Here is a 13,554-nt window from a genome sequence, read left to right on the forward strand (position 1 = left end):
GGCCGCGCCCGGTCACACCCGCATCAAACTGCTGGACGCAACACGTTCAACACTTCGTAGCACGCGCCCATGGTGTGGTAATCGGTCTTGCCGGCCGGGCTCTTCTCGTCGCTGTACTTGCGGTTATCCGCATCCAGAATGCGATACCACGCGCCGTAGCGGTGGTCGACCATGTGGGTCCAGGAGTACTCCCACAGCTTGTCGTACCACCGCCAATAGCGCGCATCACCACTGCGCTGCGCCAACAAGGCCGCTGCAGCCAAGGATTCGGCCTGCACCCAGAAATACTTGTCGTCATCGCACACCTGCCCGTCGGGTGCGAAGCCGTAATACAGCCCGCCGCGCTGCGCATCCCAGGAACGCTCCACCGCAACATCGAACAGATGCTGCGCGGTCGGCAACAACCAGTCTGTCGGCGCGTAGCGATCCAGCAGCATCAGCAGCTTGGCCCACTCGGTCTGGTGACCCGGCTGGAACCCCCAGGGGCGGAACAAATGCTTGGGGTTATCGCGGTTGTAGTCCCAGTCGATGTTCCATTGCGGGTCGTAGTGCTCCCACACTAACCCATCGGCCTTGGCCGCCTGGCGCCGGGTCATGGTGTCGGCCAGCTGCAACGCACGATCGAGATAGCGCTGCTCGCCGCTGGCCTCGTAGGCGGCGATCATCGCCTCGCACATGTGCATGTTGGCGTTCTGGCCGCGATAGCGGGTGAAGTTGAACTGCGCATCGGCCTCATCGCGATACAGGCCGAAGTCCGCTTCCCAGAAGTACTTTTCCAGCAGCTGCCAGGTTTCGTCCATCCATTCGCGCGCTTCGGCAATACCGGCTTTCAGGCCGCACGAATACGCCAGCAGCACGAACGCCACGCCGTAGCAGTGGTTCATGTCGTCTTCGACCACGCCATCGCGCAGCGTCCACGCATACCCGCCAGTGGCCGCATTGCGGTGCACGTTGCGCAGATACTCCAGGCCGTGACGCACCGCTTGCAGGTACTCGGCGTTGCCGAATTCGCGATAGGCCATCGCGTAGTTGAACACGAAGCGCGTGCTGCTCACCAGATGCCGGTGGCCGGCATCGTAGATGCTGCCGTCATCCTTGAAATACTGGAAGAAGCCACCGGCCGGGTCGATCGCGCGCGGGTGATAGAACGCCATGGTGTCGGCAATATGCTGGCGTAACACATCGGCCGAGCGGAAATCGGGGGCGGGAGATGCGGGCAACGGGCTCATGCTTGTTCCTGGATCAGAGAATGGACTTCATCGATGCTGGGCATCGCGGCGAACGCGCCTTTGCGCGTCACTGCCAGTGCACCGACAGCGGCGGCGAAACGAATCACCTGCGTCATCGCCGCAGCATCGCCGCACAGGTGTTCAAGCGTGCTCGCACGTGCGGCCAGCTGATACAGCAAGCCACCGACGAACGCATCGCCAGCCGCGGTGCTGTCGCGCACCTGCACAGTGAACGCCGGCACCTGGCCGGAATCCACCCGTGTCTGCCAATGCACCGGGCCACCGCCGTCGGTGACCAGCAGCCAGCGCGCGTGGCCCTGCCACAGCTTCTGCGTCACCGCGCTGGCGTCGCTATGCAAGGTGCCGGCCAGATACTCCAGTTCTTCGCGCGAGAGCTTGACTACGTCGGCCAGCGCCAACGCTTCCCACAGCAACGCAGCCGGGTCCACATCCTGCGGCCACAGCATCGGGCGCAGATTGAGATCCAGGCTGACGATGGCGCCGTCGGCACGCGCGCGGCGCATGCCGTCCAGCGTGCATTGCGCGATCGCATCCTCGGTCATGCTGTTGGAGCACACGTGCAGCACCGCGGCCTGTGCAAACCCATCGGCGGCAAAGTGCTCCGGACGGAACAGCAGGTCCGCTGCCGGTGGCCGGTAGAAGCTGAAACTGCGCTCGCCGGCGTCGTCCAGCGCCACAAATGCCAGCGCGGTCTTGGCTTCATCGGTGCGCACGATGCCATCGGTGACAACGCCGGCCTGCTGCAGACTCTGCAACAGGAAATCGCCAAACATGTCGCGCCCGAGCATGCCCACAAAATGCGCAGCGCCGCCGAGCTTTGCCACCGCAACCGCCACGTTGGCCGGCGCACCGCCGGCATATTGCGCGAAGGTGCGCGCGTCATCGGTGCTGGCCTGCGGCAAGGCCAGCATGTCGATCAAGGCTTCGCCGAAGCAAACCACCTGGTTCTTGGCAGCACTCATGCGCGCGCCTCCGCCAGTGCGCCACGCAAGCGCGAACCCCAGATGCCGTAAAACACGATGTACAGGTAGCACACCAGCGGCAGCACGAACGACTCATGCAGGCCGATACGATCCGCCAGCAAGCCCTGCAGATACGGCACGATCGCGCCACCCACAATGGCCATGATCAACAGGCTGGATACGCGCCCGGTCAGCGGACCGAGCCGCTCGATGCCCAGGGTAAAGATGGTCGGGAACATGATCGAGTTGAACAGCCCGATCGCCACCAGCGCATACACCGCCAGCATGCCACCACTGGCCATGGTCAGGCCCAGCAGGAAGGCATTGATGCCCGCAAATACCGACAGCAGCACGCGTGGCGACAGCTTGGCCAACAACGCCGAACCGATGAAGCGGCCGATCATCGCCAAGGTCCAGTACGCCGAGACGTACTTGGTCGCCTCGCGCTCGGTGAACCCGCCGATCTCAGGCAACGAGAAGTAATTGACCATCAGGCTGCCGATCGCCACTTCTGCGCCGACATAGAAGAAGATCGCCAGCACACCGAAGCGCACATGCGGGTGGCGCAGCGCATCCAGCAGCGAATGCTTGCTCTCTTCCTTCTGCGCGCCGGCATCGGTCAACGCGGGCAGACGGAACAGAAACACGAAGATCGCCAGCAGAAACAGCACCACGCCCAGCCCGATGTAGGGGCCTTGCACGGCTTGCGCTTCCTGCACGCGATAGGCCAGCTGCTCGGCGTCCGGCAACGCCTTGAGCTGGTCGCCACTCATCACCGTGTTGGAGAGGATCAACCAGCCGCCCAGCAGCGGCGCAATCGCGGTCCCCAGCGAATTGAGCGCCTGTGCCAGGGTCAGCCGGCTGGAGGCACTGCGCTCCGGACCCAGCAACGCGACATACGGATTTGCCGCCACCTGCAGGATGGTGATGCCGGTCGCCAGCACGAACAACGCCCCCAGGAATGCGCCGTAGACACGCAGTTCCGCCGCCGGCCAGAAACCCAGCGCACCGACCGCCGCCACCGCCAGCCCGGCCACGATGCCCTGCTTGTAGCCCAGGCGATTGACCAGCCAACCGGCCGGCAACGACATCAGGAAGTACGCACCGAAGAAGGTGAACTGCACCAGCATCGCCTGCGCAAAGTTCAGCTCGAACACCGCCTTCAGATGCGGAATCAGGATGTCGTTGAGACAGGTGAGAAAGCCCCACATGAAAAAGATCGTGGTGACCACCGACAACGCGACGCCGTTGTTGACGGGCGCCTTGTTGCCGCTTGGCACAGTGGATTGCGTGGAAAGGGAAACCATAGGAGTTGCCTGGTCAGCGGCCTGAGGCCTTGGTGGGGGAATGGACGGGGGAATCGCTTGCGGGATGTTGCGAAGACACAGAGAGGAGTAAGGGCGCGCAGGCGCTACTCGCGCGGACCTTCAGCGCCACTGCAGCTGTCAGCCGTTGCGACGCCAGGTCCGGGCTGCCGATGCGCTGCAGCACCAGCTGCGCAGCTTGCTGGCCGCGCGCACGCGGATCGGCAGCCAGCGTGGTCAACGCCGGGGTAAACAACGCGGCTTCGGCGATGTCGTCGAAGCCGGTCACCGCGAAATCGCGACCCGGCACGCTGCCGTGCATCGCCAGCGCAGCCATCAGCCCAAGCGCAACGCTGTCGTTGTAGCAAACCGCCGCGGTCGCAGTATGGTCGGCGTTGTCGAGCATGCGCGTGCCACACAGTGCAGCGTCCTGACGATTGGGCGCCGACTCGACGTACTGCACCGCCAGACCCGCACCGGACATCGCGCGCGTATAGCCGGCACGACGCTGCCGGCACGAGCTGGATTCGGCATGACCGCCGAAGAACACGATGTGCCGATGCCCTTGTGCAATCAGATGCGTGCAGGCCAGAAACGCACCCTGCTCGTTGTCCAGCTCCAACAGGTCCCAACCGGCCCCGTCCACCTCGCGATTGAACAGCACCACGTTGCGCTGGCGGCCGAGCACCTGCGCCAGCGCCTGCGCCTGGCTGCCCTCGGCGGGCGACAGGATGATCCCCGCCGGCGTGTGCTCCATCAACGAGGTCAGTACCGCCTGTTGACGTTGCGTGGACTCGCCGGTGCTGCCCAGCAGCGTCACATAGCCGGCCGCGCCCAACGCTTCGTCAACGCCAGCTGCAAACTCTGCGAAAAACGGGTTGGACAGATCGTTGATGACCAGCGCGATGCTGGACGAGGTACGCTGGCGCAGATTGGCCGCGGCCCGGTTGTAGACATAATGTTGCCGGTCCAGCTCGGCTTCCACCCGCGCGCGCGTGCTGGCATGCACCAGCGGGCTGCCCCGTAGCACCAGCGACACAGTCGCGCGCGACACGCCGATTGCGCCTGCGATGTCGCGCAGCGTCACCGCGCCACGCCGTGCCTGGCGCGCGTCGCCTGCCTCCGGTGCGACGGAGGTCTGCTTGGGACGCGTCAAGCGCCGGACCCCGCTGGGTGAAAAACGCGCATGTAATGGACTTGAATTGGATCGATCCAATTAAGCCTTTTCCCGCCCTTCAATGCATGCGGCAGTGCAGCATGAGCAAGCTCACAGACACCGTGCGCAAGTGCCGCCACCGACCTCATCGGCGATGGTGGACTGCGACTTCCGATTACTGAAAGGCGATCGACACCCCGATCCCGCCCTGCCAATCCGGGCTTTCCGAGGTCAACCCGCGCAGCACCGAGACATCCAGCTGCATCGCATGCGGTAGCTGCCAGGCGCCGCCGGCGCCGGCCACACGCGAATGCTCGCTACCGGTATCCAGGCCCGCTTCCACATAACTGCTGAAATGCTCGCCCGAGAAGAACGTGTAGTTGGGCGAAAACGTCCAGGTGTGCCCGTCGTTGTCGCGTGCATAATTGACGTACAACGCCAACGCGCGCTGCTGCGCCAGATCCCACGATGCAGTCACCCCGAGCTCGCGGGAATAGCCATCGCTGAAAGCGGGGCTGCCGGTCGGCACGTGATAGGTGCCCAGTGCCGCCCAATGGAAACTCTCCGATCGCGACGGCAAGACAACCTTCAACCCGACATGGCTATCGCCGCCGCCGCGCACACGCGCACCACCGCCGTGCTGCCAGTTGTAGCTGTCGCTGCCCAGCTGCAGCTCCACATGCTCGGATACTCCAAAACGCAGCACCGTGTCGGCGGTATACAGCGTTGTGCGCTGACCATCCGCACGGTCGGTACTGGCATCCGGCAAGCCCTGCTCCCACGCGAATGCGCCGGGCTGCAGCACCTCGGCAGCGAACGGGATACCGGGACGGTCGAACGCCGGAGCGTCTTGCGACTGCGCAGATGCATGCGGACTCACACCACAGCAGAGCGCAAACACGACGCCGGCCGACGCAACCAGGCGACCGGCATGCAAACGCAGCGCATCAGGTGCGGCCGATGAAACCGATTCGCTAGCGCAGGACTTCACACATTTTGAGGGCATGGACATAGGCGGCACCATCGGGAAGTGAGCAACAACGCACCAGACAGAAAGCCTGCGTGCGCCAATCTGTCATGGCGCGCATAGTGCGGCCCCAGCCGTGACCAGCTTGTATAGCGAGCGTACTCCCGACGCTGGTCCACAACAGGCCGCTGAAACGGCAATCCAAGCAAATCCACAGCAATGCTCGGCCTCGGTAAGTGATTGCGACTATTCGTGTTACTTGTCGCCCTACAAAAGTGCGTCGATGGCAGGCTTGGGCGGCGATCGATTTTTCGGCCGACCCTAGATGCAGCGTGCAGCGATCAACCGCGGTACACGAGACGCTATGAAACGGGCTGCGCCAGCTTGACGTAAGCGCACCCAACGTTGCATGGCCCGCGAAAGCACCGCAAACACAAAGGCACCCGACAGGTGCCCACGTGTCACATTATCGCTGGATTACGGCATCACCAGACCAGATCGTCGGGCACCTGATACTTCGGATCGGCGTACGGGTCGTCGCCTGCCGGTGCATTCGGGTCCACCTTCAGGGCCACCGACGGTGCGAATACGGATTCGGCTTCGGCGAGCACCTGCGCGGTCACCAGCAGATAGCGCCCGTTGAGTTGCAGCACGCCCAGCTCGCCGGCATTGAGCGCCTTGAGCTGATCGGCGGTGACATAGATGCGCTTGATCTTGCCGCCATAGGGGAAATGCCGAGCGATGTCGGCATCGGCCTGGTTCAGGCCTTTGTCCTTGAGCAGCTCTTCGAGCTTGGCCTTGGCTTCGCGACGCAGGCGTGCTTCTTCCTGCTTCACGCGCTCGGCTTCGATGCGCTCGTCCTTTTCGCGTTGCGCACGAATCGCATAGGCCTTGGCCAGGTCGATGTCCTCGCGCGTGCGCGCCGGCCTGGGGCCGCGTCGGTCGGCATTGGGATGTTGCGGACGTGGCGACGCTGCCGGCTTGCCATCATGCCGCCGGTCGGGCCTGCCATCGTTTTTACGTTCGCTGGTTGCATCGGTCGCCGCAGCGGCGTGTGGCCGCTGCGGTCCCCTGCCCTGGCCACCCGGCCGGTTGCCGCCGGGTGCGGGCTTGCCACCGTTGCCATGGTGACGCGCGGCAGACCGTGCGTCGGGTTTGCGTTCGGGCTTGGGCGCGGACTTGAAGCCCAGGCCAAGCAACTGGTCACGTAAGGTATCGCTCATGGCGGTGGCAATCTGCAATCAATAGTGCGGAGGCGGCGGTTCGTCCGCTGCATCGGCAAACAACGTGGAGCGCACCTTGCCCAGATCCTCGAGCAGGTGGCGGATCAGTTCGGCGTTGCGGGCGCCCGTCAAACGGGCGTCCGCAAGCGCTTCACTCAGTTCGTTGAGCGCCTGCTCCTGGAAGGAGAGGCGCGTTTCCAGTTCCACCAACCGCGCGTCCAGTTCCTGGTCGCGCGGCGAGAGTTGCTCATGCATGCAACGAACGGCCTCGTCCGATGGCGTAGTAAGCCAGCCCGGCGGCTTCGATTTCCTGCGGGTCATACAGGTTGCGGCCGTCGAACACGACGTCGTCCTTCAATGCCTGCTTGATCTTGCCGAAATCCGGGCTGCGGAATTGCTTCCACTCGGTGACCACAACCAGTGCGTCGGCGCCTTCCAGTGCAGAAAAGGCGTCGTCGCAGAAGGTCAGGTCGTCGCGCTCGCCGAAGATGCGCTTGGCCTCGTGCGTGGCTTCCGGGTCGTAGGCACGCACGGTGGCACCGGCTTCCCACAATTGCGCCATCAGACGACGGCTGGAAGCCGCACGCATGTCGTCGGTATTGGGCTTGAACGCCAGGCCCCACACCGCGAAGGTCTTGCCGGCGATGCTGCCGCCTTCGCCACCGTAATGACGCTGCACCAGTTCGAACAGGTGCCCCTTCTGCGCGTTGTTGACGCTTTCCACCGCGTTGAGCAGGGTCGGCTGCATGCCGTACTGCTCTGCGGTCTTGGCCAGCGCCTGCACGTCCTTCGGGAAGCACGAGCCGCCGTAACCGGCACCGGGATAGATGAAGTGCCAGCCAATGCGCGGATCAGAGCCGATACCGTTACGCACGTGCTCGACGTCCGCACCGACACGCTCGGCGATATTGGCGATCTCGTTCATGAAACTGATCTTGGTCGCCAGCATCGCGTTGGCCGCGTACTTGGTGAGCTCGGCCGAGCGCACGTCCATTTCCACGATGCGATCGCGGTTGCGATTGAACGGGGCATACAGACGCCGCATGCGTGCGATCGCAGCCGGCTTCTTGGCGCCGATCACGATCCGGTCCGGACGCATGCAGTCGGCCACCGCATCGCCTTCTTTCAGGAACTCGGGGTTGGAAACCACATCGAACTCATGGTCCACGCCACGTGCGTCCAGCTCTTCCTGGATCGCCGCGCGCACCTTGTCGGCGGTCCCGACCGGCACCGTTGACTTGTTGACCACGACCGACGGGCCGTCGATATGGCGACCGACAGTGCGTGCAACCGCCAGCACGTACTGCAGGTCGGCACTGCCATCTTCGTCCGGCGGCGTGCCTACGGCGATAAAGGTGATTTCGCCGTGCGCAATCGCCTCGGCGGCGTCGCTGGTGAAGCGCAACCGGCCAGAGGCGTGGTTGGCTTTCACCATCGGCTCCAAGCCGGGTTCATAGATGGGAATCACCCCACGATTGAGACCATCAACTTTCGCCTGGTCGATATCCACGCAGATAACGTGATGACCTACTTCCGCCAGACAGGTACCGGTGACAAGACCAACATAGCCGGTACCAAAGATCGCAACTCGCATGGGTGGGGGTACTCCTGTGGGGGATCAGGGAAGGATACCCATCAGTTCGACATCGAACGTCAACGTTGCGTCCGGTCCGATCGGCCCCCCTTGCGTGCCGTTCGGGCCATAGGCCAAGTTGGATGGAATCCAGAAACGATATTTCGAACCGACCGGCATCAAGGCGACGCCCTCGGTCCAACCGGGAATGACTTGATCCAGACCGAACTCGGCCGGCTGGCCGCGCTGATACGAACTGTCGAAGACCTGCCCATTGAGCAGCTTGCCTTCGTAGTTCACGCGCACTTTGCTGGTCCGCATCGGGCGTTCGCCGCTGCCCTGGCGCAGCACCATGTACTGCAGGCCGGACGCGGTGGTGATCACGCCTTTTTCGGTTTTGTTCTTGGCAAGGAAGGCGTTGCCTTCTTCGCGATTCTTCGCGCCGGCAGCGCCCTGCTTGGCAGAAGCGAAGGCCTGCATGGTGGCGGCCGCTTCCTGCTGGGTCAGACGCGTGGTGCCCTTGGCGAACACGGTACGCACCGCTTCCATCAGGGTCGACAGATCGATCTCGTCCTTGATGCCTGCCAGCGACGGGCCGACAGCGCGGTCGCCGAGCATCAGGCCGACATTTTCCTTGGACGGGGTGGCCGGCGTGGAACCCGGCGCCATGCCCGGCACCTGCTGGCCGTTACGGGCAGCGAGTGCGGTGCGCAATGCGGTATCGGTGGCCTGAGTCTGCTCGTCGGACAACAGCGGCTTGCCACCCTTGAATGCATTTTCGATGGCGCGTTGCATGGCGCTCAGATCGATGTCCTGGGCAATCGGCTCGAACGAGCGCGCCACGTCCATACCGATGGCGTAGCTGACGTTGTCGCGCGTGCTCTTCTCAGACGATGCATTCAAAACTGGCTTCTCCTTGGTGGCCGCTGCGGCCGGTTGCTGCGACATCGCCGGCATCGAAGCCGTCATTGCCACCATCAGTAGCGACGCCGCCGCGCCGCGCTTTCCCATCTTCATTCGATGCACTTCCCGAAAGTGAAAAGACACGCCACCGACGGCGCTGAACACGCATTGTCGCATGCGCACGCGGCGTTGCGAGAGCCGCGCTCAGCGCGACGGCGCATTGAGCTCGCGTTCGATCGCAGCCAGCACGCTCGGATCGTCCGGTTTGATCTTGCTGGGGAACTGCGCCACCACCCGCCCATCGCGACTAATCAAATACTTGTGGAAGTTCCAACCCGGCGCCACGCCCGTTGCCTGCGTCAACCGCTGATACAGCGGCGTCGCATCCTTGCCCAGCACGTGCACCTTCTCAAACATCGGGAACTTGACGCCATAGGTCAGCGTGCAGAATTCCTGGATCTGCTTCTCAGATCCGGGTTCCTGTCCCTGGAAATCGTTGGATGGAAAGCCCAGCACCGCAAACCCGCGGCTGGCGAAGCGTTGGTTGAGCGCTTCCAGACCTTCGTACTGCGGCGTGTATCCGCATTTGCTGGCGGTATTGACCACCATCACCACCTTGCCGCCGTAACTCCGGTTCAGGTTGATTGGCGCCTTGCCGGCCAGCGGGCGGTAGTCCAGATCCAGCAACGGCGCCGTGGCGGCCAGCGCGGAGCTGGCAAAAAAGCCAGCAAATACAACGACCAATAAACGTTTGAGCAGCATTGGCAGGCCCTCGAAGATGATGCGGCACCCGGTTTTGCGCAGGGTGCCATCAGTTGGGTGTGACAGACAGTTGACTGCCTGCGTGTCGGTGTTATAGTTTAATACAACACCAGTCATCCAACGCAGGGGGAAAGCATGAACAGCACACGTGTCACGCGACCAGTTCCGCTGTTGCTGTTCGGCAGCACCCTGTTTGCCATTGGTTGGCTGGGAGCCGCTTCCAGTCAGGTCACGGAGTCCGGCGCCGATTATGGCGTGTCGGAGGCGGTTACGGAAAACGCGACAACTCCCCCCGAGGAGCGCACCCGGCCTGGCCGGCACCTGCGCGCTTCGCTGTCGATGCCCTATTTCTCCTTCGCGCAGGTTCTGCGTCCACGGAGCTGACCATGAACGACATCCAATGGAGCGACGGCGCTCCCATCTACCGCCAACTCAAGGAACGGGTCATTGCCATGATGCTCGATGGAATCCTCAAACCCGGCGACGCCCTGCCTTCGGTGCGCCAGGTGGCGGCGGACTACCAACTCAATCCCATCACCGTCTCGCGCGCCTACCAGGAGTTGGCCGACGAGAACCTGGTGGAAAAACGCCGCGGTCTGGGCATGTTCATGACCCCGGAAGCCGCACAGAAGCTGCGCGGAAGCGAACGCGACCGCTTCTTGAACGAAGAATGGCCGGCGGTACTGGAACGCATCCAGCGCCTGGGCCTGTCCATCGACGATCTGTTGCCACAGGGGAAAACACCATGACCGCCGTCTCCACCGACCATGTCGTCGACGCACGTGGCCTGCGCAAGGCCTACAAACATCGGCTGGCGCTGGACAACACCAGCTTCACCATCGCCCCCGGCCGCATCGTCGGATTGATCGGCCCCAACGGTGCCGGCAAGACCACCGCGCTCAAGGCCGTGCTGGGCCTGACCGACTTCGACGGCGACTTGAAGGTGCTTGGCATGGACCCGCGCACCGAGCGCAACGCGCTGATGAACGAGGTCTGCTTCATCGCCGACGTGGCGGTGTTGCCGCGCTGGTTGCGGGTGGGCGAAGCGATCGACTTCGTGGCGGGCGTGCATCCGCGTTTTGATCGCGCCAAGTGCGAGCGCTTTTTGGCCAACACCCAGCTCAATCGCAAATCGCGGGTCCGCGAGTTGTCCAAGGGCATGATCGTGCAGCTGCATCTGGCGCTGGTGATGGCCATCGATGCGCGCATCCTGGTGCTGGACGAGCCCACGCTGGGCCTGGACATCCTGTATCGCAAGCAGTTCTACCAGCGCTTGCTGGAGGATTACTTCGACGAGCAGAAGACCATCATGGTCACCACCCACCAGGTCGAAGAGATCGAACACATCCTCACTGATGTGATGTTCATCCGCGACGGCCGCATCGTACTCACCGCCGACATGGAAGACGTGGCGCAGCGCTACACCGAAGTGCTGGTCGGTACCGAACACCTGGAGACTGCGCGCGCCCTGACCCCGATCGACGAACGCGCCCTGCCCTTCGGCAAGACCGTGATGCTGTTCGATGGCGTACCCAAGGATCAGCTCGCCCGCTTCGGCGAAACCCGCAATCCCGGCCTGGCCGACCTGTTTGTTGCCGTCATGAAGGGGACCTACGCATGAATGCCATGACCAACCACGCATCGCCTGCCCGTACCTTCGGCTGGCTGCTCAAACGCGAATACTGGGAACACCGCGGCGGCTTCGTCTGGGCGCAGGTGATCACCGGCGGCATCGCGGTGTTCTTTGCGCTGCTGGGCGCGGTGATCGGCGCGATCAGCGCACGTCGCAACATGACCGGCGACAGCATCCGGATGGACGATCTGGCCGAATACACGCGCACCCTGGGCCAGGTCGGCGATGGACTGCTGCTCGGCGGCATCGGCATCGCCTCGGTGGTCCTGGCGTTCGTGGTGTTCTTCTACGCGCTTGGCAGCCTTTACGACGATCGACGCGACCGCAGCGTGCTGTTCTGGAAATCGTTGCCGGTGTCCGACGTACAGACCGTATTGTCCAAGGCCGCCTGGGCCTTGCTGCTGGCGCCGCTGATTTCCATCGTGATCGGGACGGCGGTCGGCCTGGCGTTATGGTTGATCGCCATCGTTGGCGCATCGATCGCAGGCGTGCCCAGCCCCTGGGCGATGGCCACCCACTCGCATCCGTTCGCGTTGCTGTGGCTGCTGTTGAAGACCGTGCCGATGAGCCTGTTGTGGTCGTTGCCGACCATCGGCTGGCTGATGTTCTGCTCGGCCTGGGCCGGCAGCAAGCCGTTCCTGTGGGCAGTGCTGTTTCCGCTACTGGCCTGCGTGATGTTGAGCATTCTGGCAGCGATGCCTGGCGTGTCGCTGCCGATTGGCGACATCTGGTACATCGTTGGCTATCGCGGCCTGCTCAGCGCCCTGCCAGGCACGTGGTCGCCGCTTGCCGTCAGCGGCAACCTGGATAGCAGCGCGATGAAGAACCCCAGCGACCTGGTGCAATGGGCGTTGCAGCACACCGACAGTTCGCGGGTCTATGGCGACCCCGACATCTGGATCGGTGCCGCCATCGGCATCGCGCTGATCGCCGCTTCCATCTATCTGCGCCGTCGGCGCTCCGAAGCCTGAGGACACCCCATGCGCCTGCCTTTGACCCTGGCCATCCTGTTCGCATTGCCCGGCACCGCAGTGGCCGAGGAGCAGTGCAAATTCTCCGAGCCACGCAGCCTGGAGCTGCAGCTTGCGGGAGTGAAATCGGTGTTGTTCGACGTCGGTTCCAACGACCTGCACCTGGACGCGGCGCCCGGCAGTGGCAGCCGTCTGCACGGCCGCGCCTGTGCGGCCAAGGCCGATGGGCTCAAGAGCCTGACCGTCACCCAGAAGCGGGTTGGCGACCGGCTGGTGGTGACGCTGGCGGACGACCGCCTGCTGCGTATGTCCGTCGGCGAAAACTATTCGTATCTGGACCTGCGCGGCAGCGTGCCCAATCACCTGCTGGTGCAGTTGGATGTGGGCTCCGGCGATGCCGACATCACCGGCGCCGCTGCAGTGAGTGCGGATGTCGGCTCCGGCGATGTGGCCATTCGCCATAGCAAAGGGCGAGTCACCGCCAAGGTGGGCTCGGGCGACATCGAAATGGAAGACATCGGCGCGCTCCGTGTCCTGGCCGTGGGCTCGGGCGATCTGAAGGCCAAGCAGATCCACGGGGCGGCGGAGATCGGCAAGGTGGGCTCGGGCGACGTCACGCTGCGCGATGTGGCCGGCAGCATCAAGGTCGGCACGATCGGGTCCGGCGATATGGAGCTCAACGGCGTGCGGGGAAACATCACCGTCGAGGCGATCAATTCCGGCACGCTCAACGTGCGTAAAGTGAGCGGCGATGTGAGCGTTGCACGCAATGGCAGCGGCGATATCAATGTCAAGGACGTCGCCGGCACCACGCGCGTGCCGGGCGAGCGCTGATCACTTCATCCACGAT

The 13,554-nt window shown here is 63.6% G+C and carries 15 protein-coding genes; 5 read left to right on the forward strand and 10 right to left on the reverse strand.

The features are described from left to right. Positions 1-23: 23 nt before the first annotated feature. The 10 genes from XdyCFBP7245_RS00220 to XdyCFBP7245_RS00265 all read right to left on the reverse strand — a co-directional run bounded on the left by XdyCFBP7245_RS00220 (position 24) and on the right by XdyCFBP7245_RS00265 (position 10,100). Positions 24-1,229 carry an AGE family epimerase/isomerase gene (locus tag XdyCFBP7245_RS00220; protein WP_104613870.1) on the reverse strand — a complete coding sequence of 402 codons (1,206 nt, stop codon included), beginning with the start codon at positions 1,227-1,229 and terminating at the stop codon, positions 24-26. Further along, complete coding sequence (locus XdyCFBP7245_RS00225; RefSeq protein ID WP_170068414.1) at positions 1,226-2,212, reverse strand: carbohydrate kinase family protein; 987 nt, start codon at positions 2,210-2,212, stop codon at positions 1,226-1,228. The genes XdyCFBP7245_RS00220 and XdyCFBP7245_RS00225 overlap by 4 nt, the downstream gene beginning before the upstream one ends. Next, positions 2,209-3,519: an L-fucose:H+ symporter permease gene (gene fucP / locus XdyCFBP7245_RS00230; RefSeq protein ID WP_104613872.1), complete on the reverse strand. Its 1,311-nt coding sequence runs from the start codon at positions 3,517-3,519 to the stop codon at positions 2,209-2,211. Before fucP ends, XdyCFBP7245_RS00225 begins: the two co-directional genes overlap by 4 nt. A gap of 13 nt (positions 3,520-3,532) precedes the next feature. Continuing rightward, positions 3,533-4,672 carry a LacI family DNA-binding transcriptional regulator gene (locus tag XdyCFBP7245_RS00235; RefSeq protein ID WP_104613873.1) on the reverse strand — a complete coding sequence of 380 codons (1,140 nt, stop codon included), beginning with the start codon at positions 4,670-4,672 and terminating at the stop codon, positions 3,533-3,535. Positions 4,673-4,847: 175 nt separating this feature from the next. Continuing rightward, complete coding sequence (locus XdyCFBP7245_RS00240; protein WP_104613874.1) at positions 4,848-5,696, reverse strand: transporter; 849 nt, start codon at positions 5,694-5,696, stop codon at positions 4,848-4,850. Positions 5,697-6,124: 428 nt separating this feature from the next. After that, positions 6,125-6,862: a DUF2058 domain-containing protein gene (locus XdyCFBP7245_RS00245; RefSeq protein WP_342352078.1), complete on the reverse strand. Its 738-nt coding sequence runs from the start codon at positions 6,860-6,862 to the stop codon at positions 6,125-6,127. Positions 6,863-6,880: 18 nt separating this feature from the next. Next, positions 6,881-7,117, reverse strand: coding sequence for a SlyX family protein (locus XdyCFBP7245_RS00250; RefSeq protein WP_024939344.1), 237 nt, complete (start codon positions 7,115-7,117; stop codon positions 6,881-6,883). Next, positions 7,110-8,456, reverse strand: coding sequence for a UDP-glucose dehydrogenase family protein (locus XdyCFBP7245_RS00255; protein WP_104613876.1), 1,347 nt, complete (start codon positions 8,454-8,456; stop codon positions 7,110-7,112). Before XdyCFBP7245_RS00255 ends, XdyCFBP7245_RS00250 begins: the two co-directional genes overlap by 8 nt. Positions 8,457-8,480: 24 nt before the next feature. Continuing rightward, the gene (locus XdyCFBP7245_RS00260; protein WP_104613877.1) at positions 8,481-9,452 is read right to left on the reverse strand and encodes an FKBP-type peptidyl-prolyl cis-trans isomerase; all 972 of its coding nucleotides are present in this window, start codon (positions 9,450-9,452) and stop codon (positions 8,481-8,483) included. A gap of 90 nt (positions 9,453-9,542) precedes the next feature. Then, a complete protein-coding gene (locus tag XdyCFBP7245_RS00265) occupies positions 9,543-10,100 on the reverse strand; it encodes a glutathione peroxidase (RefSeq protein WP_104613878.1) in 558 nt (185 codons plus the stop codon). Between the two features lie 135 nt (positions 10,101-10,235). Between XdyCFBP7245_RS00265 and XdyCFBP7245_RS00270 the strand changes: the two genes are divergently transcribed. From XdyCFBP7245_RS00270 to XdyCFBP7245_RS00290, 5 genes are read left to right on the forward strand one after another with little or no spacing between them, the layout of a single operon-like run. Next, the gene (locus tag XdyCFBP7245_RS00270) at positions 10,236-10,484 is read left to right on the forward strand and encodes a hypothetical protein (RefSeq protein ID WP_055844822.1); all 249 of its coding nucleotides are present in this window, start codon (positions 10,236-10,238) and stop codon (positions 10,482-10,484) included. A 2-nt stretch (positions 10,485-10,486) separates the two neighbouring features. After that, positions 10,487-10,849, forward strand: a complete 363-nt coding sequence (locus XdyCFBP7245_RS00275; RefSeq protein WP_005988451.1) for a GntR family transcriptional regulator — start codon at positions 10,487-10,489, stop codon at positions 10,847-10,849. Continuing rightward, positions 10,846-11,721, forward strand: coding sequence for an ABC transporter ATP-binding protein (locus XdyCFBP7245_RS00280; RefSeq protein ID WP_104613879.1), 876 nt, complete (start codon positions 10,846-10,848; stop codon positions 11,719-11,721). Before XdyCFBP7245_RS00275 ends, XdyCFBP7245_RS00280 begins: the two co-directional genes overlap by 4 nt. After that, complete coding sequence (locus tag XdyCFBP7245_RS00285) at positions 11,718-12,704, forward strand: ABC transporter permease (protein ID WP_104613880.1); 987 nt, start codon at positions 11,718-11,720, stop codon at positions 12,702-12,704. Before XdyCFBP7245_RS00280 ends, XdyCFBP7245_RS00285 begins: the two co-directional genes overlap by 4 nt. A gap of 9 nt (positions 12,705-12,713) precedes the next feature. Next, entirely contained in the window at positions 12,714-13,538 is an 825-nt protein-coding gene (locus tag XdyCFBP7245_RS00290; protein WP_104613881.1) for a GIN domain-containing protein, read from the forward strand. Positions 13,539-13,554: the final 16 nt, after the last annotated feature.

This window comes from Xanthomonas dyei, assembly GCF_002939865.1.
Lineage (GTDB): Bacteria > Pseudomonadota > Gammaproteobacteria > Xanthomonadales > Xanthomonadaceae > Xanthomonas > Xanthomonas dyei.